The 23085-nt window shown below is 69.7% G+C and carries 22 protein-coding genes and 3 pseudogenes; 14 read left to right on the forward strand and 11 right to left on the reverse strand.

Features of this window, described 5'->3' with window-relative positions; all coding sequences use genetic code 11:
• Positions 1–74: 74 nt before the first annotated feature.
• Complete coding sequence (locus AAT21_RS20315) at positions 75–740, reverse strand: hypothetical protein (protein WP_046778196.1); 666 nt, start codon at positions 738–740, stop codon at positions 75–77.
• A gap of 129 nt (positions 741–869) precedes the next feature.
• Here AAT21_RS20315 and AAT21_RS20320 point away from each other — a divergent pair, with 129 nt between their 5' ends.
• From AAT21_RS20320 to AAT21_RS20355, 8 genes are all read left to right on the forward strand, one after another.
• Positions 870–1298: an Hsp20/alpha crystallin family protein gene (locus AAT21_RS20320; RefSeq protein WP_046778197.1), complete on the forward strand. Its 429-nt coding sequence runs from the start codon at positions 870–872 to the stop codon at positions 1296–1298.
• A gap of 42 nt (positions 1299–1340) precedes the next feature.
• Positions 1341–1703, forward strand: a complete 363-nt coding sequence (locus AAT21_RS20325; RefSeq protein WP_046778198.1) for a DUF2267 domain-containing protein — start codon at positions 1341–1343, stop codon at positions 1701–1703.
• A 67-nt stretch (positions 1704–1770) separates the two neighbouring features.
• A complete protein-coding gene (locus AAT21_RS20330) occupies positions 1771–2223 on the forward strand; it encodes a DUF2267 domain-containing protein (RefSeq protein WP_046778199.1) in 453 nt (150 codons plus the stop codon).
• Between the two features lie 179 nt (positions 2224–2402).
• A complete protein-coding gene (locus AAT21_RS20335) occupies positions 2403–3305 on the forward strand; it encodes a SigB/SigF/SigG family RNA polymerase sigma factor (RefSeq protein ID WP_052757893.1) in 903 nt (300 codons plus the stop codon).
• 606 nt (positions 3306–3911) lie between these two features.
• Positions 3912–4904: a BtrH N-terminal domain-containing protein gene (locus tag AAT21_RS20340; protein ID WP_046778200.1), complete on the forward strand. Its 993-nt coding sequence runs from the start codon at positions 3912–3914 to the stop codon at positions 4902–4904.
• A gap of 825 nt (positions 4905–5729) precedes the next feature.
• Positions 5730–6209, forward strand: a complete 480-nt coding sequence (locus AAT21_RS20345) for a hypothetical protein (RefSeq protein ID WP_157879743.1) — start codon at positions 5730–5732, stop codon at positions 6207–6209.
• Positions 6210–6231: 22 nt separating this feature from the next.
• Entirely contained in the window at positions 6232–6558 is a 327-nt protein-coding gene (locus AAT21_RS20350) for a hypothetical protein (protein ID WP_046778202.1), read from the forward strand.
• A gap of 124 nt (positions 6559–6682) precedes the next feature.
• Positions 6683–7027 (forward strand): hypothetical protein, encoded by a 345-nt coding sequence (locus tag AAT21_RS20355; RefSeq protein WP_235438954.1) that lies wholly within the window; start codon positions 6683–6685, stop codon positions 7025–7027.
• Between the two features lie 175 nt (positions 7028–7202).
• Here AAT21_RS20355 and AAT21_RS20365 read toward each other — a convergent pair whose 3' ends face one another.
• Both AAT21_RS20365 and AAT21_RS39195 read right to left on the reverse strand, forming a co-directional pair.
• A complete protein-coding gene (locus AAT21_RS20365; RefSeq protein ID WP_107081324.1) occupies positions 7203–7841 on the reverse strand; it encodes a hypothetical protein in 639 nt (212 codons plus the stop codon).
• A 79-nt stretch (positions 7842–7920) separates the two neighbouring features.
• Positions 7921–8596: pseudogene (locus AAT21_RS39195) on the reverse strand (transposase family protein); the annotation flags it as partial.
• A gap of 442 nt (positions 8597–9038) precedes the next feature.
• Here AAT21_RS39195 and AAT21_RS20375 point away from each other — a divergent pair.
• Together AAT21_RS20375 and AAT21_RS20380 are read left to right on the forward strand one after the other, a co-directional pair.
• Entirely contained in the window at positions 9039–10706 is a 1668-nt protein-coding gene (locus AAT21_RS20375; RefSeq protein ID WP_046778206.1) for a HEAT repeat domain-containing protein, read from the forward strand.
• Between the two features lie 681 nt (positions 10707–11387).
• A complete protein-coding gene (locus AAT21_RS20380; protein WP_052757894.1) occupies positions 11388–12008 on the forward strand; it encodes an SMI1/KNR4 family protein in 621 nt (206 codons plus the stop codon).
• A 738-nt stretch (positions 12009–12746) separates the two neighbouring features.
• On the opposite strand, the gene AAT21_RS20390 is transcribed toward AAT21_RS20380, so the two are convergent.
• A complete protein-coding gene (locus AAT21_RS20390) occupies positions 12747–13085 on the reverse strand; it encodes a hypothetical protein (protein ID WP_046778208.1) in 339 nt (112 codons plus the stop codon).
• Between the two features lie 105 nt (positions 13086–13190).
• Positions 13191–13340, reverse strand: a complete 150-nt coding sequence (locus tag AAT21_RS37670) for a hypothetical protein (RefSeq protein ID WP_157879745.1) — start codon at positions 13338–13340, stop codon at positions 13191–13193.
• 44 nt (positions 13341–13384) lie between these two features.
• On the opposite strand from AAT21_RS37670, the gene AAT21_RS39200 reads away from it, so the two are divergent.
• Positions 13385–14536 carry an SMI1/KNR4 family protein gene (locus tag AAT21_RS39200; RefSeq protein ID WP_235438966.1) on the forward strand — a complete coding sequence of 384 codons (1152 nt, stop codon included), beginning with the start codon at positions 13385–13387 and terminating at the stop codon, positions 14534–14536.
• Positions 14537–16096: 1560 nt separating this feature from the next.
• Here AAT21_RS39200 and AAT21_RS20405 read toward each other — a convergent pair.
• A pseudogene (locus AAT21_RS20405) lies at positions 16097–16243 on the reverse strand (IS110 family transposase); the annotation flags it as partial.
• A 139-nt stretch (positions 16244–16382) separates the two neighbouring features.
• Between AAT21_RS20405 and AAT21_RS20410 the strand changes: the two are divergent.
• Together AAT21_RS20410 and AAT21_RS20415 are read left to right on the forward strand one after the other, a co-directional pair.
• Positions 16383–16843 (forward strand): annotated as a pseudogene (locus tag AAT21_RS20410) (transposase); the annotation flags it as partial.
• 148 nt (positions 16844–16991) lie between these two features.
• Complete coding sequence (locus AAT21_RS20415) at positions 16992–17690, forward strand: alpha/beta fold hydrolase (RefSeq protein WP_046778211.1); 699 nt, start codon at positions 16992–16994, stop codon at positions 17688–17690.
• Between the two features lie 103 nt (positions 17691–17793).
• Here AAT21_RS20415 and AAT21_RS39205 read toward each other — a convergent pair whose 3' ends face one another.
• The 5 genes from AAT21_RS39205 to AAT21_RS20430 form a co-directional block, all read right to left on the reverse strand.
• Positions 17794–18129 (reverse strand): hypothetical protein, encoded by a 336-nt coding sequence (locus tag AAT21_RS39205; RefSeq protein WP_079025859.1) that lies wholly within the window; start codon positions 18127–18129, stop codon positions 17794–17796.
• Positions 18130–18258: 129 nt separating this feature from the next.
• Entirely contained in the window at positions 18259–18846 is a 588-nt protein-coding gene (locus AAT21_RS20420) for a hypothetical protein (RefSeq protein ID WP_046778212.1), read from the reverse strand.
• Between the two features lie 2 nt (positions 18847–18848).
• A complete protein-coding gene (locus AAT21_RS38395; protein WP_200904426.1) occupies positions 18849–19085 on the reverse strand; it encodes a hypothetical protein in 237 nt (78 codons plus the stop codon).
• Positions 19045–20526: a DUF6571 family protein gene (locus AAT21_RS20425; protein ID WP_052757896.1), complete on the reverse strand. Its 1482-nt coding sequence runs from the start codon at positions 20524–20526 to the stop codon at positions 19045–19047. Before AAT21_RS20425 ends, AAT21_RS38395 begins: the two co-directional genes overlap by 41 nt.
• A 64-nt stretch (positions 20527–20590) precedes the next feature.
• Positions 20591–21061: a DUF3592 domain-containing protein gene (locus AAT21_RS20430; RefSeq protein ID WP_046778213.1), complete on the reverse strand. Its 471-nt coding sequence runs from the start codon at positions 21059–21061 to the stop codon at positions 20591–20593.
• Between the two features lie 491 nt (positions 21062–21552).
• On the opposite strand from AAT21_RS20430, the gene AAT21_RS20435 reads away from it, so the two are divergent.
• Positions 21553–22875 (forward strand): hypothetical protein, encoded by a 1323-nt coding sequence (locus tag AAT21_RS20435; RefSeq protein ID WP_046778214.1) that lies wholly within the window; start codon positions 21553–21555, stop codon positions 22873–22875.
• Positions 22876–23085 lie beyond the last annotated feature (210 nt).

Here is a 23085-nt window from a genome sequence, read left to right on the forward strand (position 1 = left end):
ATCCGTGGCACTGATCCCGCTCGGTGACTGTGCCACTCGCAGTAGGCGGACCCACCTGCGGGGTGGTCGTTGCTTCAGAGGCTGGGGGTGCGCCGGCCGCGGGCGGTCCGGCGGAGTTGCTGGATGTGCCGGGTGAGGGCGTCGACGTGTGCGGCGAGCTCGGCGTCCTCGGCCCGCAGATGGACCCTGGCGTCGGTCAGGGGATGCACGAGGCGGGCGGCATCGTCCTGACCGAGGGCCTGATTCAGAGCGCCGACCGCATCGGTGGGCAGGCCGGTAAGAGCGGCGATCTGTGCGGCGAGGCGTCGGAGGTCGGCGGCGTTGTCGCGGGCCCAGGCGGTGACGGTGCGGTCGGCGGCGCGGGTTTCGCGGGTGGCCTGGACACGTTCCTCACCCGTTGAGCCGGCGGGACCTGGACGCAGGCGGAGGTAGCGGCGTTCGGCGGCCTGGCGGCTGGCGACCCCGAGGGGGCCGGCGAGTTCGGCCCAGCTGGCACCCTCGCTGCGGGCGGTCTCGATCAGGCCGCTCTCCCAGCCGGCGAGCTGTTCGCGGACTTCGCGCAGCGTCAGCAGCGCAGCCAGGGCCGGGTGAGGGCCGGAGGCGGAGGCGGGTGGCGCCGGGTTCGCAGGATCCTGTGCGGAGGCCTGCTGCGCGTCCCTTACGGACTGGTCGATGGCTTCCAGTGCTGCCGCGGCGGCCAGGAAAGGGACGGGTGTGGCCGGCGGGGCGGGTTCGGTCATGGGATTCTCCGTCGTCTCGTCATCCTCCAGATGACACCGCGCTTGTCATCGTTTCGATGACATGTTACAACGGTGGCACGTTGAAGCGCATTGGCAGTTCCTGCCTGAACCGACTGGAGGTGTTTCGCGATGTTGATGCGCACCGACCCCTTCCGCGAGATGGACCGGATCGTCCAGCAGCTCTCGGGTGCGTCCGGGACCTGGTCGAAGCCGTCCGTCATGCCGATGGACGCCTACCGCGAGGGCGACGTGTACGTGATCGCTTTCGACCTGCCCGGGGTGAGCCCCGAAGCGGTCGACATCGACGTCGAGCGGAACATGCTGACCGTCAAGGCGGAGCGCCGCCCGGCCAAGGGCGACACCGTGCAGATGGAGCTCTCCGAGCGGCCCCTGGGCGTCTTCTCCCGCCAGGTCATGCTGGCCGACACCCTCGACACCGAGCGCATCGAAGCGGACTACGACGCGGGTGTGCTGACCCTGCGGATCCCGATCGCCGAGCGCGCCAAGCCCCGCAAGATCAGCATCGGCGAGTCCGGCCGCAAGCAGATCTCCGGCTGAACCCTTCACCACCAGCCGGCAGAGGAGGGCGAGAAAGAGCCGTTGCAGGAACGCGGCGAGTACGAAACTCCGGAAGACGCAGACCGCGTTGCCCGCGTCGTCCTGGCCCTGCTGGGCGCCCACCTGGTCGGCACCGTGCGCGCCGAACTCGCCGCCCGGCTCCCCGAGACCTACGCCCTGATCCTCCTCAACCCGCTGCAAGCCGCCGAGCCGCTCTCCCCGGAACGGTTCGTCAGCGCGACCGCGGCCTGGATCGAGGGAGCCACCGAGACGACAGCCCTGTGGGACATCGGCGCGGTCCCCTCCACCGCGGCGGGGACCGCAGACGGCGTCCTCACCCGCGAGGTCCTGCTCCAGCTCCCGCCCGGCTACGACGTCCTCTTCGGCCACCCCCAGCCCGCCTGACCACCCGGACTCCCGACCTCCACCGGCCGGAGGCCGGAGTCCTTCGCAGAGAAAGGCAACCGCAGTCATGTACGACCAGCCTCGACCGAACCGGGCCACCCCCGCCATGACGTTCGACCAGATGCTGGAACACGTGCGCTACGAAGGCGCCCACCCCACCCGCGAACGCGCCGCAGAAGCCGTCCACCACGTCCTGGCCGCCCTCGGACGGCAACTCACCGGAGACGAACGCGTCGACCTCGCCCAGGCTCTCCCCGTCGAAGCAGCCCTCACCCTGACCGCCCAGATCCCCGACACCGAACAGCTCACCGGCTGGGGGTTCGTCAAAGACCTCGCCGAACGCACCGGCACCACCCCCGCGGTCGCCCGCTGGGACATCGGAGCCGTCCTCGCCGTCGTCACCCGCCTCGCCGGAACCGACCTCCTCGCCCGGATCCTGCACCGGCTCCCCGACGGCTATGCCCTCCTCTTCGGCCAGGCAGAACTGCGCCAGCCACAGGTGCGGGCCGTAGCCGCCTGAGAAGCGGCACAGCCTCCGGCCGCTCCGCGGAGCCGCGCCGGCCCGCGGGGCGGCTCGGCTGGAAGCCCTTCGACTCGCGATGCGTTGACAGGCCCACGACTTCAGACCTGTCCGCTTGGGATTCCGCTTGCGTGGGCACACGCCCGCGCAAGCCATTCGTTCAGGGGAGGAACGGTTACATGCCACGCATCGCCACAGCCACCATTTCCGCCCGGGGGACCGCCCTGGACGCTTCGGCCGTCGCAGGACAGTTCGCGGAGCCTCTGCCGCAGATCGACCGTGCCCGCGAGGTGGCGCCCAGGGACGCGCGGGAGCTGTCGCGTCTGTTCCTGGTGCGGCTGAGGGAGCTGGAAGAGGGGACGCGGGAGTACCAGTACGCGCGCAACACCCTCATCGAAATGAACATCTCCCTCGTCCACTTCGCGGCCCGACGGTTCACCGCCCGCATCAACGCCGGCATCGAACTCGACGACGTCATCCAGGTCGGCACCATCGGACTGATCAAGGCCATCGACCGCTTCGACCCCGAGCGGGAGGTCGAGTTCTCCACCCTTGCGCTTCCCTGCATCACCGGTGAGATCAAGCGGTACTTCCGGGACACCACCTGGGCCGTGCACGTCCCACGCCGCCTGCAGGAACTCCGCATCGAGCTCGCCAAGACCCAGGAGACGCTCACCGAGATACTCGGACGTGAACCGAACGTCAAGGAGATTGCCGAGCACCTCGAACTCCCCGAAGAAGACGTCATCGAAGGACTGGTGGCCGCCAACGGCCACCACAGCGCCTCCCTCGACTCGGCCACCGGCGCTACAGAGCGCAAGGCCGCCCGCCGCGAGGGCCGCCCGCTGAGCGACACAGTCGGGGACGACGACCCGGCCATGACCCTCTTCGAGGACCTGCACACCCTCGCCCCCCTCCTGCGCGAACTCGGCGAACGCGACCGCAGGATCCTCCGGATGCGCTTCGCCCAGGAGATGACCCAGGCCGAGATCGGCGCCGAACTCGGCATCTCGCAGATGCAGGTGTCCCGCCTGCTCACCCGCATCCTGACCCACCTGCGCAGTGGCATGCTCACCGCCTAGCCAGGCCGTGGACCGCGCACCGTCCGGCATGTACGCCGATCCCCACTGGGACAGGGCTCGTACCGCCCCAGGCAGCACGTCGGCTCGGCGACAACGTCTACCGCAGGTGGTCCCCAGCACGACGGCGTCGAGGACCGACCCGAGGGCGGTGAGCTGCTCCTCCTGGGCCTCCCGGTATGCCTGGCGGACCGCGGCTCCGTTTCACAAAAAGCCGACGAGGCCCCAACCCGCCCATGGCTGACCAGCCAGGGACAGGTGCCGGCGCGGCGTGAGAGCCTCCGGGGGCACCAGTTGCGGCCCGGCTGTGCGGAGAGGAGAGGCCGGTACACAGCAACACCGCCAACCGGCTCCTCACCGATTGCACGTCGTCCACGTTCGGAGCCAGACGGGCGGGGCCGGGTCCTCCTGCAGGACCGGCCGCTTCCTTCGGCGAGGGGTCGGGCAGGAACGCCGGGGGGCCTTCTCGCGCGGCGGGCAGCCGGTGGTCCCCCGACTGACGGGGCACGCACCGGTTGCCGCAGACGGACAGCCGGTCGGTGGACGGGCAGGTCAGCGCAAGAATGAACCGATGACCCGACCGATCACCTTCGTCCAGGGGAGCACCGCATGCCCACGGTGACAGACATCGATGCCCACGGTACGCAGCACTGTGAGACGACCACCCTGGGGCTGTTGCTCCGGCACCAGGGAGTCGATCTGTCCGAGCCCATGCTGTTCGGTCTCGGCTCAGGTCTGTCCTTCATCTACTGGGACAGCAAGAACATGGGCTTTCCTTTCCTCGGAGGACGGATCAGGCCTTTCGACCTCACTCGGAACCTGGCCGGCAGGCTCCGGCTTCAACTCCGGGTCCAGGAGACCACCTCCCCGCGCAAGGCATGGGACATGGTGGCGGCCTCGATCGACGCCGGTCACCCCGTCGGACTTCAGCTCGACAGCTACCACCTGGACTATTTCGGCTCGAAAGTCCACTTCGGCGGCCACATCGTCGCCCTCTACGGCTACGACGACCGCTCCGCCTACCTGGTGGACACCGAGCAGCAAGGCGGAGCGGTCTCCACCAGCCTGACCAGCCTTGCCCGGGCCAGAGCCGCGCGGGGTCCGATGGCTGCCAGGCACCGGTCCTTCACCCTCACCGCTCCGACGACCATGCACGCCCCGCACGGACAGATCATCCCGGCGATCACCGCCTGCGCCGACGCCTTCCTCAACCCGCCCATCGCCAACCTGGGCCACCGAGGCATCGACAAGGCCGGCAGGCTGGTGCATACCTGGCTTCAGCGCACCGAGAATCCTCAGCGGGACCTGCCTCAAGCGGCTCTCCTGATGGAGAAGGCCGGCACGGGCGGCGCCCTGTTCCGCAACCTCTACCGCGACTTCCTCGCTGAATGCACCGGTCTGCTCGACAGCAGCCACCTGCGTACCGGCCACAGGCTGTACGCCGAGGCTGCCCTCCTCTGGACGGAAGCAGCGGCATTGATCAAGGAGGCGGGTGAAGGACGCGAGGCCCGGCACCTCGCCCAGGCCGGCTCGGTCATGGGCGATCTGGCCCGTATCGAGTGCGAGGCCATGCACGCGCTCAGACGCCTCGAGAGTGCCTGAGCGCACGGCCGCGTGCTGCGGCCTGCCCTCTCTCGGCCGCTACGGCATCCCGCTACGCGCCCGCTGCTGATCGCTGTTGGCGGTTGCGGACACGTGGGTCCGCATGGCCCCGGCTCCTGCCGGCCCGTCCGATCGGGAGAGGCGAAGGGGGCGCCACCCGGTTGGTGACAGCCCCCACTGGCGGATGAGACGGGTGAGAGTGACCCCGTTGGGGAAGTCGGTGCGCTCGGCGACGTCGAAGACTGTGGGTCGAAGGCGCCGTCGAATACCGAAATGCCGGTTGCAGCGGAAGGCGGGTTCGTCACTGTCGCCGCACCCCGGATGTCCTCGCACAACACCGGTCAGCGGCCGGGCCGGCCGAGCTGGCGCCGCTGGGCGGCAGCTGGGCGGCGCGGTCGCGGACGGTGCGGACCGCCCTCAGCCTTCCTGGCCGGTGCGGGGTGAGGAGTTGCGGTCGGCGCCCGAAAGGGGGCGCCGGAGTCCCGCCCCGGCAGGCTCGGAGGCGGGCTGACTGACCAGTGAGGATTCGGCCAATTGGATCTCCGTGTCGTGGGGCGTTGTCACAGGCCAGGAGCATACTGAACGTCAATTTTGCATGAGCGCTGGCTGGTTCACCGTGGACGGATGATCAAACGGCAGGTAATGTACTGCCCATGCTTTACCCAAGGAAGGGTATTGCGTGTCGAACCTCTCCTTGACCGCGAGTGGTTCGAGGTAAAAGTAGTTGGGGGATAGAAGTTCGGAGGGGTATTTCGGGTTCAATTTGCCTGTTCAGGTTGCCCTTGCGGACTTCCCCCTTTGCGATAACGCAAAGGAAGATACTGTATGAATCACAATACTCTGCGCATGGCGGCCGTTTCTGCCACGGCCGCGATAGCCATCGGAGCCGGCTCCGGCCTGGCCCAGGCATCTGAGGCCGGTCAGCCGGCGAGTGCAACCCAGCCGGTGGAGACACTGAGCGCTTCCGACACTCGCGAGCTGCTGGCCGACACGGCCTTCGTCGCCGAACTCTCGACCACAGAAGCCCAGTACCTGCAGGCTGTCGGAGCCGGGCCGGCCAACAGTACACACGCTCCCGCTGCGGAGCAGGCATGGCCGCTGGCCGTAGCAGCCCTCGCGGCCCGCTACGGTCCTGCGCTCGTCCGTGGTGCCATCGCTGCCGCGAAGAATGGTTCCGGCGCTCTCAAGGCGTACCTGAAGACGACGAAGCTCGCCCGTGACCCCAGCGAGATGCAGGCCTTCATCAACACGATTATGCAATTCTTCGGAACGCCGCCGATGGCTGCTCCCGAAAACCGCATCTGATCTGCAGGAGGTGACTGCAGTCATGACAGAGGAACGCGACCGCTTCGCCCTCCCTCAGCAGACCCGTTGCAGGATATGGGCTGTCGCAGCTGCCGTGTTCCTGATCGTGGGTGTGATATCGCCTCAGGTCACCCCGTTGATGCTGGCCGCAACCATCCTGAGCCCGCTCGGGCTCTATATGTGTGCCGAACTCATCGGCTCGCCCATGAGCCTCACCGATCAGCTGAAGTTCTCCTGGCTGCGCGCACGTGATTCGGTCTGTGCGGCATTCAGGCAGCCCGGCGAGGCTATGGCACTGGCCTGCGTCGCATTGGCCTGGCTGTTTCTGGCGGTGCGGGCCATCGCCTGACCCGAGGGGGCGGAACCCGCTGCGCGCGTTCCGCCCCCTCAACTTCTCGAAGACTCCCGGGGATCAGTTCTCCGGGAACCGCGACAACGGGCGCGGTGCTGCTCCACGAATGCCTCCGGAGTTCTTGACCGACGAGCAGGCGGCTCCGTACGGGAAGTTCAACGAGGAGCCGATCCGGCCGGAGCTGGAGCACGCGGTCACCGCGTACGCGCGGGAACAGGGGCTGCTGAGACCCACGGACCCCGACATCGGCGCCGATCGGATCGGAGCGGGCCTGACGGCGGTCGTGTCGGTGAAACTGGACCGTCCCGACTTCGAGGGTGCCACGCACGGCGTGCTCGGCAACTCCGAAGTGCGCGACTGTGTCGGACAAGCCGTCCAGGACCACCTCGGCAGGTGGCTGAAGGAAGACCCGGAGCGGGCCGCAGCCGTCATCGACCAGATCGTCCAGGGTGCCCGCCGGGACTGACCAGCAACGAACCACCCTGCTGGTTCACGAAGACGGGACCGCGTGGAGTCAGGGCCCGGCACTCGCCGTCGTATCCGCGCCCCGCACCGAGCGCCCGGTCCGCATCGGGTACGCCAGGACGTCGACTGCCCGGCAGGAGATGGCGAGCCAGCTCGAAGCCCGGTAGACGGGGCGGTCAGTGTTCGAGGTCGGCGCGCATGGCGGCGAAGAGGCGGGCGGCGTCGGCCGGGGTCGTGCGGGGGAAGAGCGCGACGGCAGCGGTGGTGGTGTCGGACCAGCCGCAGATGACGTCGGTGGTGCTGGCGGACTCCGGCAGGCTGAGGCACTCGAGGGATCCGCCGAATGGGCCGGGCTGGTATGGCTTCGCGGTGGTGGGGGTGCCGGTGGAGCCGTTCTGCAGCGCGTAGTCGATCAGGCCGCGCCAAAGGTGCTCGCGCCGCTTGTTCGGGTCCTCGGGAACGCTGTCGACACCGACGAAAAGGATGCGGCGGCCGGAGGTCTGCCCGGCACGGTTGTAGTCAGCGACCACCAGGTGCATGCCGTCACGCATCTCGCCCGGGTCAACCGGGACGTCGGAGACCGCGCCGGCACCAGTGGCCTTGGTGAGCCCGCCGGCGGTGGCGGCCTCGGCCAGCGTGTGCTTGCCCGAATTGGCGTGCGAGGGGGAGGAGGCGGGCGCGGAGACAGTGGCGGAGGCGGCGGAAGGAGCGGAAGGAGCGGAAGGGGCTTCGGCTGCGGGGTCGCAGGCGGTCAGCGTCAGCGTGGTTGCCAGCGCGATCGTGGCGAGGAGGGTGCGGGGACCAAGGATGGGCACGGCGGAGTCTCCCGGGGTGTGGTGGTCGGCTGGGCTGCTGGGCCCAACGTCGCACGCTAGCTGAATGAGCCCGATGTCTTCAGTGGTCATAGGCGATCAGGGAGCATTTGGCTGCGGCGCCGGTGGTCCAGTTGTGCCAGATACCGGCGGCGAGGGCGAGGAGTCGTTGTCCGGTGCGGGCGAAGACTCCGGCTGGGGTTCTGCCGCCGTGCTGTGCGAGGCTGAGCCGGCCTTTGAGGGTGTCGATGACGGCTTCGATCCACTGGCGGACGCGGGCGATGTTTCCGTGTCTGCCCGGCTCGTCCGCGCGGCCATCACCTCCCGCTCGCGGATCTTGGGTTTGGCCAGGCACCAGGTGACGGGCATGCCCTCGGCGGTGGTGACCAGGTGGAGGCGAAAGCCCCAGAAGAAGCGGGAGTTGCTGCGGCAGTTGCCGTAGCCGCAGTGCCCTGCCAGGTCGGAGCGTTTGACGATCTCGCGGGAGGTCGCGAGGGCAGCGGCGTGGAGTCGATCAGCCGCAGGCCGTCGTTCCAGGTGGGCACCTGCCGGGCCAGCGCTTCGATCACGCGGCTGATCAGGGGACCTACGGCGTTCAGGCGCTTGTTGTAGGCGGACTGCTCGGGCAGGTAGCGGAAGAGGTGGCCCAGGCGTGCGTGGGCGAAGCGGATCCAGTGCCGGGCTGAGGGAAAGCCGAGCAGGACCTGGGCGACGGCCAGGCAGCGCAGTTCGGCGTCCGTCAGTGGCGGCGCTGTACCGGCGCCGCTGTGCTGGCGGAGTACTGCGAGAGGCTGGGCAGTTGGACAGCGAAGTCGACGCCATGCTGGCCGTCGTCCGTCGAGAGTGCACCTGACACCGGAACCGTACCCCTCGCCGGAGGGCGGCGCCGCCGCCGGTGCGCCATGCCGCCCAGAGAAGCCTCGCCGGGAGGGAGGAGGAACTCGGCGAGGACGCCGAGGCGATGGCGCCGGGCCGGTCGGCCGACCAACTGCGCGGCCACCTCGCGACGACGTCCTGGCCGTGGTGGTGCAGGGCGCGGACTGGCCGCTGATGGCTCGGCAGCCCGTCGGCCTGCAGCAGGCCGGCGTCGACCAGGCCGTTGCCGCGGTCACCGCGGCATGTCCTGCATCGAGCGCGCGCCCAGGCGCCGCTCTTCGCCCGCGGCGCCCGCTGCCCCCGTTCGTGGCCGATACTTGCCGCATGGGGGATCACGACACCGTCCGGGTACGTCTGCGCGCCGCTCTGTGCGCCGACGACCCGTGGACCGCGCTGTACGCGCTGCACTCGCCGAGCACCGACCGGCCCGGCCTTCTCGCCGGGGTGGTCGAGGACCTGTACCGATCGGACGCGGACAGTACGGCCTTTCGCCCCTACCTCACCTGGCTCCTGCGGACCCTCGGCGAGCCGGGCGACGCGGTGCTGCTGCGGTTGTTGGCCATGCCCGGGCTTGCCGCCGACGACCGCCAGGACCTGCTGAGGACCGCTGTGGCGCGCGGGCTGCGACTGCCCGCCGGACTCCTGCGCACCTATGCACAGAACGCCCCCGCATCCAGTGGGGGCCATGCCGGCACCGGCGGCTCGCCCGCCCCTGAACTCGTCGACGCCATGGGGCTCTCCGGCGACCCGTCCTTCGCGCCGCGCCTCGGAGCCCTCCTGGAGGACCCCGCCGCCCCCCGCGGCCGTGCCGCGCTCGCGCTGGGCCGCCTCGGTGCCCGCGCGTGGACGGCGCCGATCGCCGGGCGGCTGTCCGAAGTGACCGGACTCGACCACACCGCGTTCGCCGTCGCCCTGGAGCTGATGGACGATCCCGCCGCAGTTCCGCACCTGCTTCGGTGGCTGGCCGAAAGCAGCGAGGAGCGCGTGTACGACGTCCACCACGCACTCGTACAGCTCACCGGCCGCGACCCGCTTTTGCCGGAATGTGCAAGCGGCGCGGCGTACGCGGCGGCCGTGCGCGCCGCCTGGGCCGACGGCCGCACCGAGCGCGCGCCCGCAGTGGTGCGGGACCTCGCCGTCGAGTCCGGCGCGCGGGCCCGGTTCTCTGTCGACGAGGGCACGGGCCGGATCCGGGTCGCCTTCGACCCGCCGTCGCCCGGCTCCTCCTGGCCCCGCTGGGACCGGTCCCTGACGTTCGACCGGAAACCGCTGTACCGGGTCGGCTCGGTGTGCGACACGTGCGAGCTGGGCCTGACCTTGCTGGACTGGCCGGACGGCGAGGCGGCCCGGATCGCGGCCCGCATGCGCGGGCGGCTGGCCGACCTGGATCGGCTCGACACTGCGCTGCTCGCCGAATGGAGCCCCGTACTCGGCGAGTTGGAGACCGGTCATTACCGCGCCCTCCTCCTCGACCTCCCCCTGGAGCAGGTGGCCGAGCCGACCCGGTCGTGGTGGTACCGCCGTACGGCAGCCCGGGCGGAGGCGGACGGCGACGACGGCGACCGACCCGAGTACGACAGACTCGAGTACGACCGTCCCGAGGACTACTGGCCCGGCGTCGCGCACTTCCAGCTCACCGCGCCAGTTCCGGGAGGCCGGGTGCCGTTCACATACGGTGCCTTCCTGCCCTCGCAGCCGCCGGAAGCGCTCGACCCTGCGGCCGTCGCCCGGCACGCGGCCGCTGTAGCGGCGGGGGAGCGGCCTGCCGCGGTGGTCCTCGGCTGGATCGACGACCGGTACGTGGAGGCGCTGCACGAGGAGCGGTGGCTGGTCGGCGCGATCCTGGACGGTCATCACCGGCTCGCCGCATACGCGGCTGCAGGCGTGCCGGCCCGGGTGCTCCTGCTCGCCCGCGTGGGCGGGGGAAGTGGCGCGGACGGCGGCCTGGAGGGGCTGGCGGAGGTGGCCGCGGTGTACGGCTGCCGGGAGTGACGGCTGCCGGGAGTGACGGCTGCGCAGCAGGCGGGCAGGAAGCGGGGGCGAGGCCCTGAAGCCATCCGGCCGCCGACCAGTCGTCGGCGGCCTCACCCGCCGGTCGGGTGTTGAAGGACATCTACACGGTCTGTTCCGGGCGGGGACGGATGTGCGTGCGCAGTTGGCTGCTGTTCTGGGCGGGTTGCCACGCACGGTGTGACACCCCCAGCGCCAGCCGGAGCCCCAGCCGGGCCGAGGCTCCGGCGCACCGGCCGCACGCGAACACGGGTGCGATGGCGACTGCTGTGAGCCGCCCTTCGGACGGGCTGCTCCCGCCCCTGTGGCACTGTCCACCGCGGGCAGGCCCGGCTGCCGTCACACGCCGCCGGCACCACCCCGGTCGACAGCCTCCAGCTACTCCTCCCCCCGGCCTCTGCCCGCACTGCACGTTGATGCCGGACAGTCGCGGCACCGTGCGCCGACGTCGTCCGCCCGCAAGGCCCCCGGTGGCCAACCAGTCCGCTCCCGGCAGCCGTTCGGCCGAGGGCGTGTCGGTGGGACAGCCGGTACAGCCTGCCTCCCGGCGCCGTGGCACTGCCGATCGTCGAGACCGATGCGCCGGCCCGGGACGCACCGCCGGCCGTGCTGTCCGCCCAAGCCGCTAGGTTGAGCCGACCAACTGGAACGAAGGAGAGGCCCATGACCGGGCATCCGGATATCGCAGCACTGGCCCAGGTCATGGCCCCGACCTTCGGCGTTGACGAGGCCCTGGACTGGCCCTCGGTCGAAGAACGACTGGGCTGCCGGCTACCCAGCGACTACAAGGCGTTCATGTCGCTCTATGGCGGTGGGGACATCGATGACCTGCTGAGTGTCCTCCTCCCTCTGCACGAGGACGGCATCCGATGGGATCACGGTGCCATCGAGGACGAGATCTCGGGCGCCCGCTCGACATGGGAGCACACTCCCGCGCAGTGGCGCCCCGACATCGACCCGGCTCACATCCTCCCCTGGGGCCAGACCTCCGGCCCCGATCTCCTGTGCTGGCTCACCACTGACCCCGACCCGGACAACTGGCCGGTCCTGGTGTGCGGCCGACACACCCCCGAGCGCTGGACCCTTTTCGACTGCGGCATGGCCCGGTTCATCCTGCGGATCTTCACCGCTGACCTCGCCACGTGTCCCCTGAGTGATACCTCGCTCTGGGGCAAGACCTCTCCAGGATTCGTTCACTGGCGCGAGCAGCAGATCCGATGGAAGGCCGGACGAGATCCCTTCACCAACGAACCGGATCCCTACGCCGCCATGTTCCCCCGCTGAGCAGAGCACGGTGGCGTGAGCCGCCGTGATGCACGCGAACTTGACACCACAGATTCCACAGAATGCACCGGTTGGCGTGGGCTTCGACGAGCCGAAGCTCCAGGGCAGCGTGAGGCCGGGCCGCGGCTGCCCGCGTGAGCCGGCCCCCTTTCCGGCCCCGGGTACCCCGACGGCAGCCCGCTCCGCTCCACCACCCCGCAAGGGCCGCTTCCGGCCGGCCGGCGCCCGCAGAGCCGGCCGTGCCCGCCCACCGGCAGCGGCCGGCCCGGCCAAGACGGCGCGGCGCGCCCGGTAGACGCCCGGGACCCGGGGGCCCGGGGCCTGGGAAGCCGGCGCGGCGGCTGCCGGGAAAGCCGGGTCCTTTCTGCCTGATCACCTCAAGCACATCGGTGACGTTTTGCGTGCGACACCCGCTCCGTTCCATCGCCTGCGACCCCGCGTCTGCGACCCAACGCCTGCGCCTGCGAGTGCGGATGCGAAGCGGGCGTCGGGTCGGTTGAGGAGGTCCTGACGGTTTCCCGTGGCCTCGATTTCACTATCCGGCCCCGGGCGTTGAAGCAGCTACAGGTGCAGCCGACCGCGCACTCCCGGCCAGCGGCGATGGCGCGGGAGGTCCTGCCGGAGCGGGAAGCTGCTCTGTTGGCCGGCTCCCGGCAGTGGCCGCTGCCGGCCGCCCCATACAGCAGCCCGGTGAGCGAGGCTGCTCCCTCCCAGCCATCGGCCTTGCTGCCGCAGCCGTCAGCCCGTCGCTCCGGGCAGAGCTGTGAAGGTCGCGCTGGCTGACCGCGAGGACACCGCCCCTTCCACTGCGAGTTCTCCATCGATGGAGATAGTGCACTGGAGCCAGCCGTCGGGATGCTCGGGGTTGGACGTGATGATGGTGAGCATGGGCATCGCGTCGATGCCCGACATGACGACGTCCTGCTTCCACGGTGCGACGCAAGTCTTGATCTGCTTCTCCTCTCCTTTGAGAGGGTTTCCGACGGCATAGGCCACCTCGAAGGAGCCGGTGCCGGTCACCTCGTAAGTGACCTTGGTCCCGCGTTTGCGCCGGAAGGGGAGGAACCTGCTGCTCATGTGTGGCCTCTGCGAAAGTGAACTGGGCGGAACTCCCGGTCATCCTCGCACGCGCTGCCAGGGACGCCCGCGGAGCTGAAGTGCGCCCGGGCCTTCCGCATCCCCTCACTGGACCAGGACGGTGTGCGGGTGGCCTCCGCTCGCCGGGCAGGCGTACAGCTGGAGGTGGTTGGCGTCCAGCACCGTGATGCCGGGCGGGTTGGACCATCTGCCGGGAATCCGGTCCTCGTCCGGGATCCAGCTACGGCCGGGCACCCCCGACAAGGCCGTAGTCGGGGGCGTGGGGCATGCTCGGCGCCATGAGTTCCCCTGTACCGTCGGTCCGTTCGTCGTGGGACCGTATAGATGCCTGGCTGCGCCTGTACGCCCCCGCCTCGTACGAGCTTCTTGCGCCTCCTGCGGATCCCGACCGGATCGAGGCGGCGCAGGCGGAGATGGGCTTGCGCTTCCCGGTCGATCTGGTCGACTCTTTGTGCTGCCACGACGGCCTGTTGGAGTGGGGCAACCTCTTTCCGGGCGAGACGCCCCAACCGGTTGCGCTGATCGTGGACCACTGGCGGATGCGCGAAGAGATCGCGGGGAACGACGACGACCTCCGCAGGTCTTCCGGGCCGTCGGGCGAGCCCTGGTGGCATGTTCGGTGGATCCCCTGGGCCCATGGCGACGGGGACGCGCAGGTGATCGACATGCGCGAGGGCCCGGAGCAGGGGCGGCTGGGTACCGCGTGCCACGACGGCACCGGCCACTTCGGAGAGGGCTGGCCGTCTCTGGCCGCCTATCTGGCGGAGGTGGCCGACGTTCTGGACCACGGCGGCATGGTCGACGGCTGCGTACCCTACCTGACCGGCGACGGCGAACTCTGGTGGTCCTTCGAGGGCGACGCCGACCTGAACAGTGCCCCGTTGATGCCCGCACCGGCCCCGGGAAGGGAGGAGGCCCTCACGGCGCGAGCCGACTGGAGCCTGGCCATGCTGCTGGGGCCTCAGGTCGGGCCACCGGATGAATGCGCCACCGCGATCGAGACGGTCGCCGGTGACTGGGGAGTTGCCCTGCCGGCGGACTACGTGGCCGCAGCGGCCGCGTACGGCGACGTCATGATCTCCGACTACCTGTACTTCTGCGGCGCCCGGAACCTGCGTGCGTACGGGGAGGAATGGAGCCGTCGGCTGGCGGGCTCCCCTGCCGTGCCCTGCCCCGTTCTGCCCTCGCCGGGAGGGGCACTGCTCTGGGGGCACACGATCGAGGGCGATCGGCTTCTGTTGGTCCCGCAGGCGGACGGTGCCTGGACCGTCTCGGCGTTCCGCAGGGGATGGGGCGATTGGCACGATACTGGGCTCGGCTTCGGCGAGTGGTTCCGCGGAGCCCTCGCCGGTGCGCTCGCCACCGACTGGCTGCCGCAGTGGGAGACAGGTCCGCACCCCGTGGAGCGAGTGGCCCCTCGGACCGCCTGATCCCCCAAGGCGCGACCGTGGCGCTTTCCGGCACCCACTCCGCCCCCGCCCCCCGCCCCCGCCCCCGCGCCTGCGAGTACGGATGCGATGCGCGCCTGGAGCCCCTTGACCGAGGACCCGACGTTCCCCGTGACCTCGACCTCGACCTCGGCAACCGGCCCGGCGTCCTGAACCAGCTGAAGGTGCAGCCGGCCGCGCCCTCCCAGATGGTGACGATGGTCAGGGAAGTCCTACCAAAGCGGGAAAAGGCCTCGTGATCGCGCTCACGCCAGTGGCCCCTGCTCGCCACCCGCATGCCAGCGAGGCCTCCTGCCAGGAAGCCACCGGCACCGCCCTCGTCGGCCACCGCGACGGCGCCCGACGACAGGACGGGCGCCGATCCGGCACCTACCCGCCCAGTCGACGCCCAGTTCGGCGAGCGCGCCGAGCTGCGCCTGGTCGAGCCGGCCACGGCGGGCCTTCTGGTTCCCGACCCGGATGCCCGTGCGGTGCTCCGTCCCGTCGGGCAGCCGTTCGACGACGGCTCGCCCCGGCACCCTGCCTTCCCGCGCGATGTACTGCTGCTGGAGGACCTCAAGTCCCTCCTGGAAGGCCTCCCCGCCCGCGCGCGGCCCGGTGGCCGTAGCCGTCTTCGCTGCCGCCTTGCAGGTCCGCGAGGCCTTCTTCACGCCGAGTTCGCCGAGCCGGCGTTGCTGCTGACAGTCCGGGTTGGGCGATGACGGTATTGATGTGCGGGCGCAGGTGGGGTGCGCGTGCGCGGATGCGGTACAGCTCTTGGATGCTGCCGATCAGGTACGGCGTCTTGCCGGGATGGCTGGTGGCGTACTTGCCTGCGCGGCGGTCGAGCGTTCGCAGCAGTGCGTCGATTCCGTACTCGCGCTATTTCGCGCCGCAGGCTGCTTGGCCGCAGACCTCGTACAGATCGCCGACGCGGGCGCCGGGTGGAGGCTCGGACGAGTACTTGCAGTGCACGAGTGTGACCGTGCTGTCGGTGTCGTTGGCGGTGATGACGGCCCGTCGGGGGAGAAGTCGTCCACGCGGAATCCGCGGTCGGTGACCGGTGACGGGTGAGTCATGCTCCCGACGGTGAACGGCGGGCCTTCTCCTGTGCCGGCGCGCCGTTCCCACGGCCACTCCAGGCCGAGGAGCGGGGACGGAGGGCGGTCGGTCTGCTCGAACCGAACGGATCCGTGAGACTGGAGTTCGAAATACCTGTGGAGAAGCGCGACCGGTTCAACGACCTGACTCAGCGACGTACGTGGATCGATATTTTCGGAGGTCCGAGTTGAGATTTCACGACAACGAAGAACTCGACGTGACGGTCGTCGGGGTCGCTCCTGTCGGAGCACGGGTCGAAGTGGACGGACACGAAGGCGTCTACGGGTTCATCGACCGGGTGAAACACCCGTCGTGGTGGGATGGGACCATCGCCCCGCCTCTCGCCGGGGACAAGGTGCACGTCTGCGTCCTGGACCCCACGCGGGAGCCCTACCCCCGCTTCAGTGCGCTGCCGGCGGACATCGACACCGCTCGACGCCTGCGCGGAGAGGGATAGCGGTTGTCGAAGACGGCCCGCAGTTTCGGCTCGCTGTTGGGCATCGGCTTGTCGAAGACCTTCTTCCCGACCGGGGTGAGCCCGTGGCTGTGGTGGGCGGTCTTGCCGACGTCTATTCCGAGGAAGACGCCCACGCCTTCGGTGTCCGACATCGCACCCTCTCCAGCTCGTTGACCGGGCCGGCCTCGGCAGTGGCCCCGATGCTCGCGCATCCACGTCATGCAGACCTGCCGCCCGCGGACTGCCCGGCATTGCGCCGGACCGGGCGGCGGCCGGGTCTCTGTCGCCGACGCGGACCGGTTGTGGATCGTGGACGGCACGCTGATCCCGGTCCGCGACCGCACCGCCGGCGCCTCTCCCGCAACTACCGGTTCTCGGCGAACGTGCAGGTCATCATCGACGCTCAGTCGCCTGGTCATCGCATCCGCCCGGCCTGCACCGGGAAACAAGGCCGACGCCCCCCGTCTGGAGGGAGTCGGAGCTGCCCGCCGTGGCCGCGGGGACGACGGTGATCGCGGACGGCGCCTACCTCGGCACCGGCCTGATCGTCCCGCCGCAGAAGAGCCGGCCACCCCCTCCTGCGCGGCCAAGAGGACAACGCCGAACACCGACGAGTCCGAGCCCGCGTCGAGCACACCTTCGCCCGCATGAAGAGCTGGAAGATCCTCCGCGACTGCCGCCAGAGCGGAGACGGCCTTCACAACGCCGTCCAGGCCGTCGCTGCCATGCACAACCTCGCCATGACACGGTGAACCAGCAGGCCAGACGTCACCCAAGCCTGCCCGTGACGGACCTTCTGCAACACCCTTAGGCCGTGTATCGAAGGTAGATCAAGGTGAGGGGGGCCGTGGTTCGGGACTAGGCTCACCGGTCTGGTGTCGATCTGAGGAGACGGACGAGTTGGCTGCTGTGGTGCTTGTTCACGGCCTGTATCACCGTCCCGAGCACTTTGCGGTGTTGGCGGCACGGTTGCGGACCGACGGAACCGACGTTGCTGTACCCGAGCTCCACCGCGGCTCTTTGGCTGCTGACACCGCCGCCGTCCAGGCCGTCATCGACGCGTTGCCCGAACCCCCGGTCGTCCTCGGCCACTCCTACGGAGGGTCGGTGATCACAGGGGTCCGCGGAGCAGCACACCTGGTCTACCTGGCAGCGTTCGTGCTCGATGCCGGCGAGAGCGCGGCCGGTCTGGGCGGTGCGTCCCAACAACTCAAGGACGCCATCGTCGCCGAGCCGGACGGCTCGACCACCCTGCACCCCGGCCTGGCCATCGACACCCTCTACGGCGACTGCCCCGAACCCCTCGTCGCGCAGGCGGTCGGCCTGCTGCGTGCGCAAGCCCCGGGATGCGGACGAGGAGTCCCCCAGCACCACAGCTGGAAGAAGACTCCCTCCACCTACGTCATCTGCGCACAGGACCGCGCCATCGACCCCGGGCTCCAGCGGACCATGGCCTCGCGCTGCACCGACGTGCGCGAATGGCAGACAGGCCACTCCCCATTCGTGGGGCAGCCTGACCTCACTGTGGAACTTCTGCGAGAACTGCTCTCCACCGGCATCGCGCCCAGTCGGAACCAGGTAGTCACAACCACTCGTTGATCACTGCAATCAGAACCGTCGCCACCAGGCATGACAAGCTCGCGGTCCGCTACGAGCGACCGTCCTGATCGCAACCATCAACGCATGGCTGTGACCAGGACCTTCAAGACTCGTAAGGGCCGCCCCGGAAGTACATACTCCTGTGCGCTCGGGGACGGTCACCGCGCCCGTGCGCGGCATTGGAGCGGTCGGCAGGTGCCATCCGTTCGGCCAGCGCCCGCAGTGTCTCCAGGCCGGCCAGCACCTCCGCGCGATTGTCGGACACCTTCATCCACGCCGGCAGCCGAGCGTATCTGGGATCAGAAAGGCCAGGGCGGGGGATCACGAGAGCACGGCCCGCGCATCGAGGGCAGACCACAAGCATCCGGCCCGCGAACCGAGCCAACCAGCCCCCTGAGTCATAGTGACGAGCGAGATCAGTGCGCGGCTCGGAATCCATGACGGACACCATCGCAGGTCCGCGATACGAGCAGCCACAGGAATCTCGAACATGCCCCACCAGTCGCTACCAGCCACTCTCGATACACGGCCTAGAACCGTGTCGACCAAGATCACTGTCAGGCGGCGGTCAGCCGGCGCAGCCGTACTTCTTGGCGAGCGTGGTGGCGGCTTCCCGCACCACGGCCGCATTGTTGCGGATCTCGGGGGCGTCCGGGTCGACGAGGTCCTTCTCCTCCTCTTCCCCCTTTTTCGAGGGCGCCATGAGCGTCACCGTGATGTTCGGCGCCGTCGAGCCCATGCGTGCGGCACAGCCGGCGGGCAGGTTGGCCTCGGCCTTGTCGGGAAGCGCCCAGCCGGTGAAGCCGGGGCTGAGGGGGACGGAGTTCCTGGGCTGGTAGTGGGGGTCGTTCCGGTTGTCTTCGATGATCAGGGTGTAGACCCCTCGGGGGTAGTCGCTGTTCGCGTTGGCGCGCAGCACCTGGCACCCCTTGAACACCGCGTGATCGGTGCTCTTGCCCTTGTTTTCCCACTCCTGCGTGCTGACCTCGCCCCCCTTGCCGTCGTCGATCAGCTCCGCCGTCTGCCGGCTGAGCGCCCCATGACACAGCGTCTGCGGTAGCGGCGGCTTCTCGTCTTCAGGCCAGAAGCTCGCCGTCACGACGGCCACCCCGGCGGCGCCGAGCACGACGGTCAGCGGCAGCCACTTCCTGTCCATGTCTACGGCTGTCCCATCTTCTTCTGGGCGTCCTTGATGCCCTGCTGGTACCAGTTCTCGGCGGTCGTCTGGAGACCGTCCTCGTAATCGCCCGGGCTCGCGTCCAGCTCCTCCTTCGTGAGGCCCTTCTCGGTCGCCATCTTCCGCATCATGGCGTTCATCTGGTTCTCGCCGTTCTCGAAGTGGTTGACCATGTTCTTACGAGTTTCCTCGTCGACCTTGGCGCTGAGCTCGTTCATGTACCCGGCCGTGCCGGAGTCGACCGTGCGCTGGAGCGCGTCGCCGACGACGGGGATCGCCGTCAGGGGTGCGCCGATGGCGTGGTGGTTCATCCTCTGGTTCCAGGCGTTGGTGTCCTTCTCCGCCTGGCCGAGGTCGTAGATGACGTCGCGGCGCACGCCGTCGAGGTGGCCGAGAACCGACGCCGACTGCTTGACCCAGGCGCATCTCGGGATCCTCCTTGCGGTAGGAGTCCGGCGGGAAGCCGTTCAGTCCCTCGGCGCTCACCACGCTCTGCGAGTGGTGCATGACACCGAACGCCTTGGGGTCCTCGGCGACGCCGCGCATGAGACGGGTGAGGTCGCCCCGCTCGATCGTGAGGTTGTTGAAGTCGGTGGGCCCGTCCATGTTCTTGCCGAGGATCTGGTGCACGTCCGAGGCGTAGTCCCCGATCATGTTGCCCATGCTCGTGCGCATGGCCAGGGGCAGGGAGCTCTGGGTACCGTAGGTCTGCTCGCCGGTGTACTCCTTGGCGATCCGCTCGAAGATCGCGGCCTGCGCGCCGTCGTGGTGGGCGGGGACGCCGTGCAGCGGACTGCCCGGCTCACGGCCGGTGGCCGCGGCCTCCAGGGCGGCGCCGAACTCGGTGCGGGCCGATGTGCGCTGCGTCTCCTCGGGCATCTTGAACTCGACCTCGCCGCCCGGCCGCTTTCGGTCCTCCAGGAAGTACTTGAGGTTGTCCGTGGTGTTCGGGTCGAAGTAGTGCGTGGAGGCGGAGGGGTTGCGGCTCATGGCGTTCATCAGACCCTTCACCGGGTCCTCCGGCGTGCCCTGCCAGTTCTTCATGACGCCGTCGTAGGCGTCGTCGTTGTCCGTCTCCCACTCGCGGATGGTGTCGCCGACCTCGTGCAGGAACGCCTCGCTGTAGACCGGGTCGCCCTTGTCCTTGTCGTACGGGGACGCGTTCTTGTCGTTCGAGTCGTACGCCTTGTCGCCAGCGTCGGCGGCCATCAGGTCCGTGAGGTCCTTCAGGGTCGCGGCGCCGCCCCCGATGGAGCCGGGGTGGCGCGTGGGCAGGCCGTTGCCGTCGCGGGCCGTGGTGATGAGCTTGTCGGTCCAGGCCGAGATGACACCGCCGGGGGAACCTATCGAGGAGTCGGGTCCGGTGGCGGTGGCAAGGGAGCCGGAGAGGGCCTTGTAGAGGCGGGCGTCGGCGGCGGAGAGCTGGCCGTCGCGGCCGCCGTCTCCAGGCTCCCGGCGAGCAGCAGCACGGCCTCCTGCTGGTCGCGGCCCCGGTAGCTGAGGTTCATCATCAGCTGCTCGGAGAAGGCGGGCGAATTCTTGCCGCCCTCGGCGAGCTGCAGCACGCTCGCGCTCCTTGTCGTCGAGGTGCTCCCAGCGGGCGTAGAGCCCCGCGGCCTCGCGGCCGTTCTCGGCCTGCTGCTTTTCCTCCGCGCGCATGGGTGCACGCTGGCCTTCCTGAAGCCGTCACGGGCGTTCTTCTGTGCGGGCTTTGACCCGGGGTTCAGAGTCCGGGCACGCTCAGTGCTCCGATGAGGAAACCCGATCCGATCACGACGAAGAGGGCGCCGATCCCGACGAAGAGCCACCACAGGATGCCGCTTTCGGCCGGGAGCGTCCAGCGGGTGGGCTTCGCGGGGTCGTAGCGGACCTCGACCCGGGTGCCGACGGCCAGGGTCTTCTCGCGGGAGCGGGCGATGTCCGTGCTGGTTTCCATCGCCCGGCCGTCTGCGGTCGTCCAGGCGACGACCGGGTAGTACACGGTCGTGCCGGAGCTTCGGAAGGTGCGGGTGGCACCCTCGCCAGGCCCTTCCATCTGCGTCGCGGCGAGGCGGATCACCACGCCTTGGGCCCGCGCCCCGCGGCGGACCAGACGGCGTATCCGGTGCACCTTGGCGTACGCCGCCGCGCCGATGACGGCTCCGGTCATGGTGAAGACCAGTGCGAAGAGCCAGAGGACCTGGGACGTGCTCATGCGGGCTTCTCGATTCGGGGCAGACGTCGAGGGACGGGCGACGTTTGCCTCGCCGCTTCCCGCCGGAGGCGACGCCGGAAGCCGTACGCCGTGCAGCAGTTGATCACACATGTCGCCACGGCCGCGACCGAGGAGCACTCCCTCACCTCCCCTGCCAGACCGCGGAGTACCGCGCCGCGAACACCGACGGCACCGCCGTGCTCGACACCTCCCCGGGCGTGATGTAGGGCTTCTGGCCGCAGGGCGATGGCTGGGACGACTACCTCCCGAGCAGCACCTGGGATCCGGGCGGCGAGGGCAGCGTCACCGAACTCGACCACCCCGACGCCAGCCAGGTCGTCGTCTACGGGTACATGCGGGGCGGTACCTGCCCGACACGGATCCGCCCGACGCCGTGGACGCGCGCACGCACTCATCTCCCCGTGAGCAGCCGGACGGCAGCGTCGCACCCCTCCGCACCGCTGTCAGTGGCCCTGAGGAGGATAGTGATCATGACTGCGCTTCTTCCTTTGACCCTGCCCGCCGCCGTCGTGGGTGAGCACCTCGTCGACCTGACCGCCAAACACTCCGAGGGGTGGGCGTTCACGACGTACGACGTCGCCGCCGACGCGGCCGGAGCGACGTACGCGCTGTCCGGGGCGGTTCGCTACCGGGCGCGGGGCGACGCGTCCTCCGACCCGTTCCAGATGGACTTCACGTACCACGTGATCACCCGGTACGCCCCGGACGGGACACCCACCGCCACGGCCCTGTACGGCGGGGCCACGCGGGGCAACGTCCCGACCGGACTCGCCCAGGGATCGGAATTCAACCTGGCCGTCCTCCCGGACGGGACGGTGGCGGTCAGTTCCAAGCCGGGGAACACCCACCTGTTCTCCGCCGATCTGAGCCGGCTCGTGGAGTCCTGGCAGTCGCCCTGGGGGTGGCAGGAGGAGAAGCAGCGGACGGGCGATCCGTACGCCATGTCGATCGACGTCACGCCGTCCGGCCGACTGCTGTGCGCGGTGGCCGAGTACGGGGTGAGCAACTGGGCCGGGAAGGTACCCAACCTTGTCGCGCTCTCCGAGCCGGGCAGCACGCTCAGCCCCGGATCGAAGGCCACCCTGCGGGCCATCGCGACGCACGACGCGCGAGCCGACCGGCAGACGGAGGCCGACCGGTACCCCCACGTCCAGTACGACGGCGCGCCCGTCGCCGGCACGAACCGGCCGTCCCCTTCACTCACCGAGATGGTGTCCACGGACGACCGGACCCGCTACGACTACACGGGCTGCCGGATGGGCCGCCCCGCGGCGATGGGCGACGACCTGTTCGTCGTCCCCGTCTTCGGGAAGACCTACCGGTCGGGCAGCCGCGGACAGGTGTTCTCGTTCCTCCTGCTCGACGGGCAGGGCACGGAACGCGGGAAGCTGCAGGGAATGCACCGGTACGAGGACAGTCCGTTCACCGGGTTCTACTGGACAGTCGTCGGCGATCCGTACCGAGCCCGGGCCTTCCACCTCAACCGCTACGGCCTGTACGCCTGGGACGCCGAGGGGCAACTGCGCTCCCGGATCCGCACCGCAGACGCCCCGTTCAAGGCGCTCACCCACTTCCTCCTGATGGGCTGCACCCCCGCCGGCGAGCTGCTCCTCGTGCACCAGAAGCAGCACTTGCTGCTCCGGGTGCCGGTGCCGGAGGACCTCTGCGAACTGGAGGACACGGTACGGGCCGCCCTGAAGGACTACGGCCCCGGGCGCAACACGCTGAAGCGGCAGCACGCGCCGGTGAACTGGCACTGGACGGACGGCACCGCCCCCGTCCACCGCTTCTGATCCCCTGCGGCACGCGCGAGAGCCGGGAACACGCCGAAGTGCTCCCCGGCCCTGATGTGAGCCGTGCGTCAGAGCCGGGTGGGGCTTCAGCGCTCCGGTCACCTGCCGGCTCAGCGCAGAGGGGAGGCCGAGGTGACCTGCCCGGCGGCGAGGACGCGGGCGTACGTCCCCCCGGACCGGCAGGAGGTGTCCTCGACGGCTCCTGCGGCC

This window comes from Streptomyces yangpuensis (genome assembly GCF_001005295.1).
GTDB classification, from domain to species: Bacteria; Actinomycetota; Actinomycetes; order Streptomycetales; family Streptomycetaceae; genus Streptomyces; species Streptomyces yangpuensis.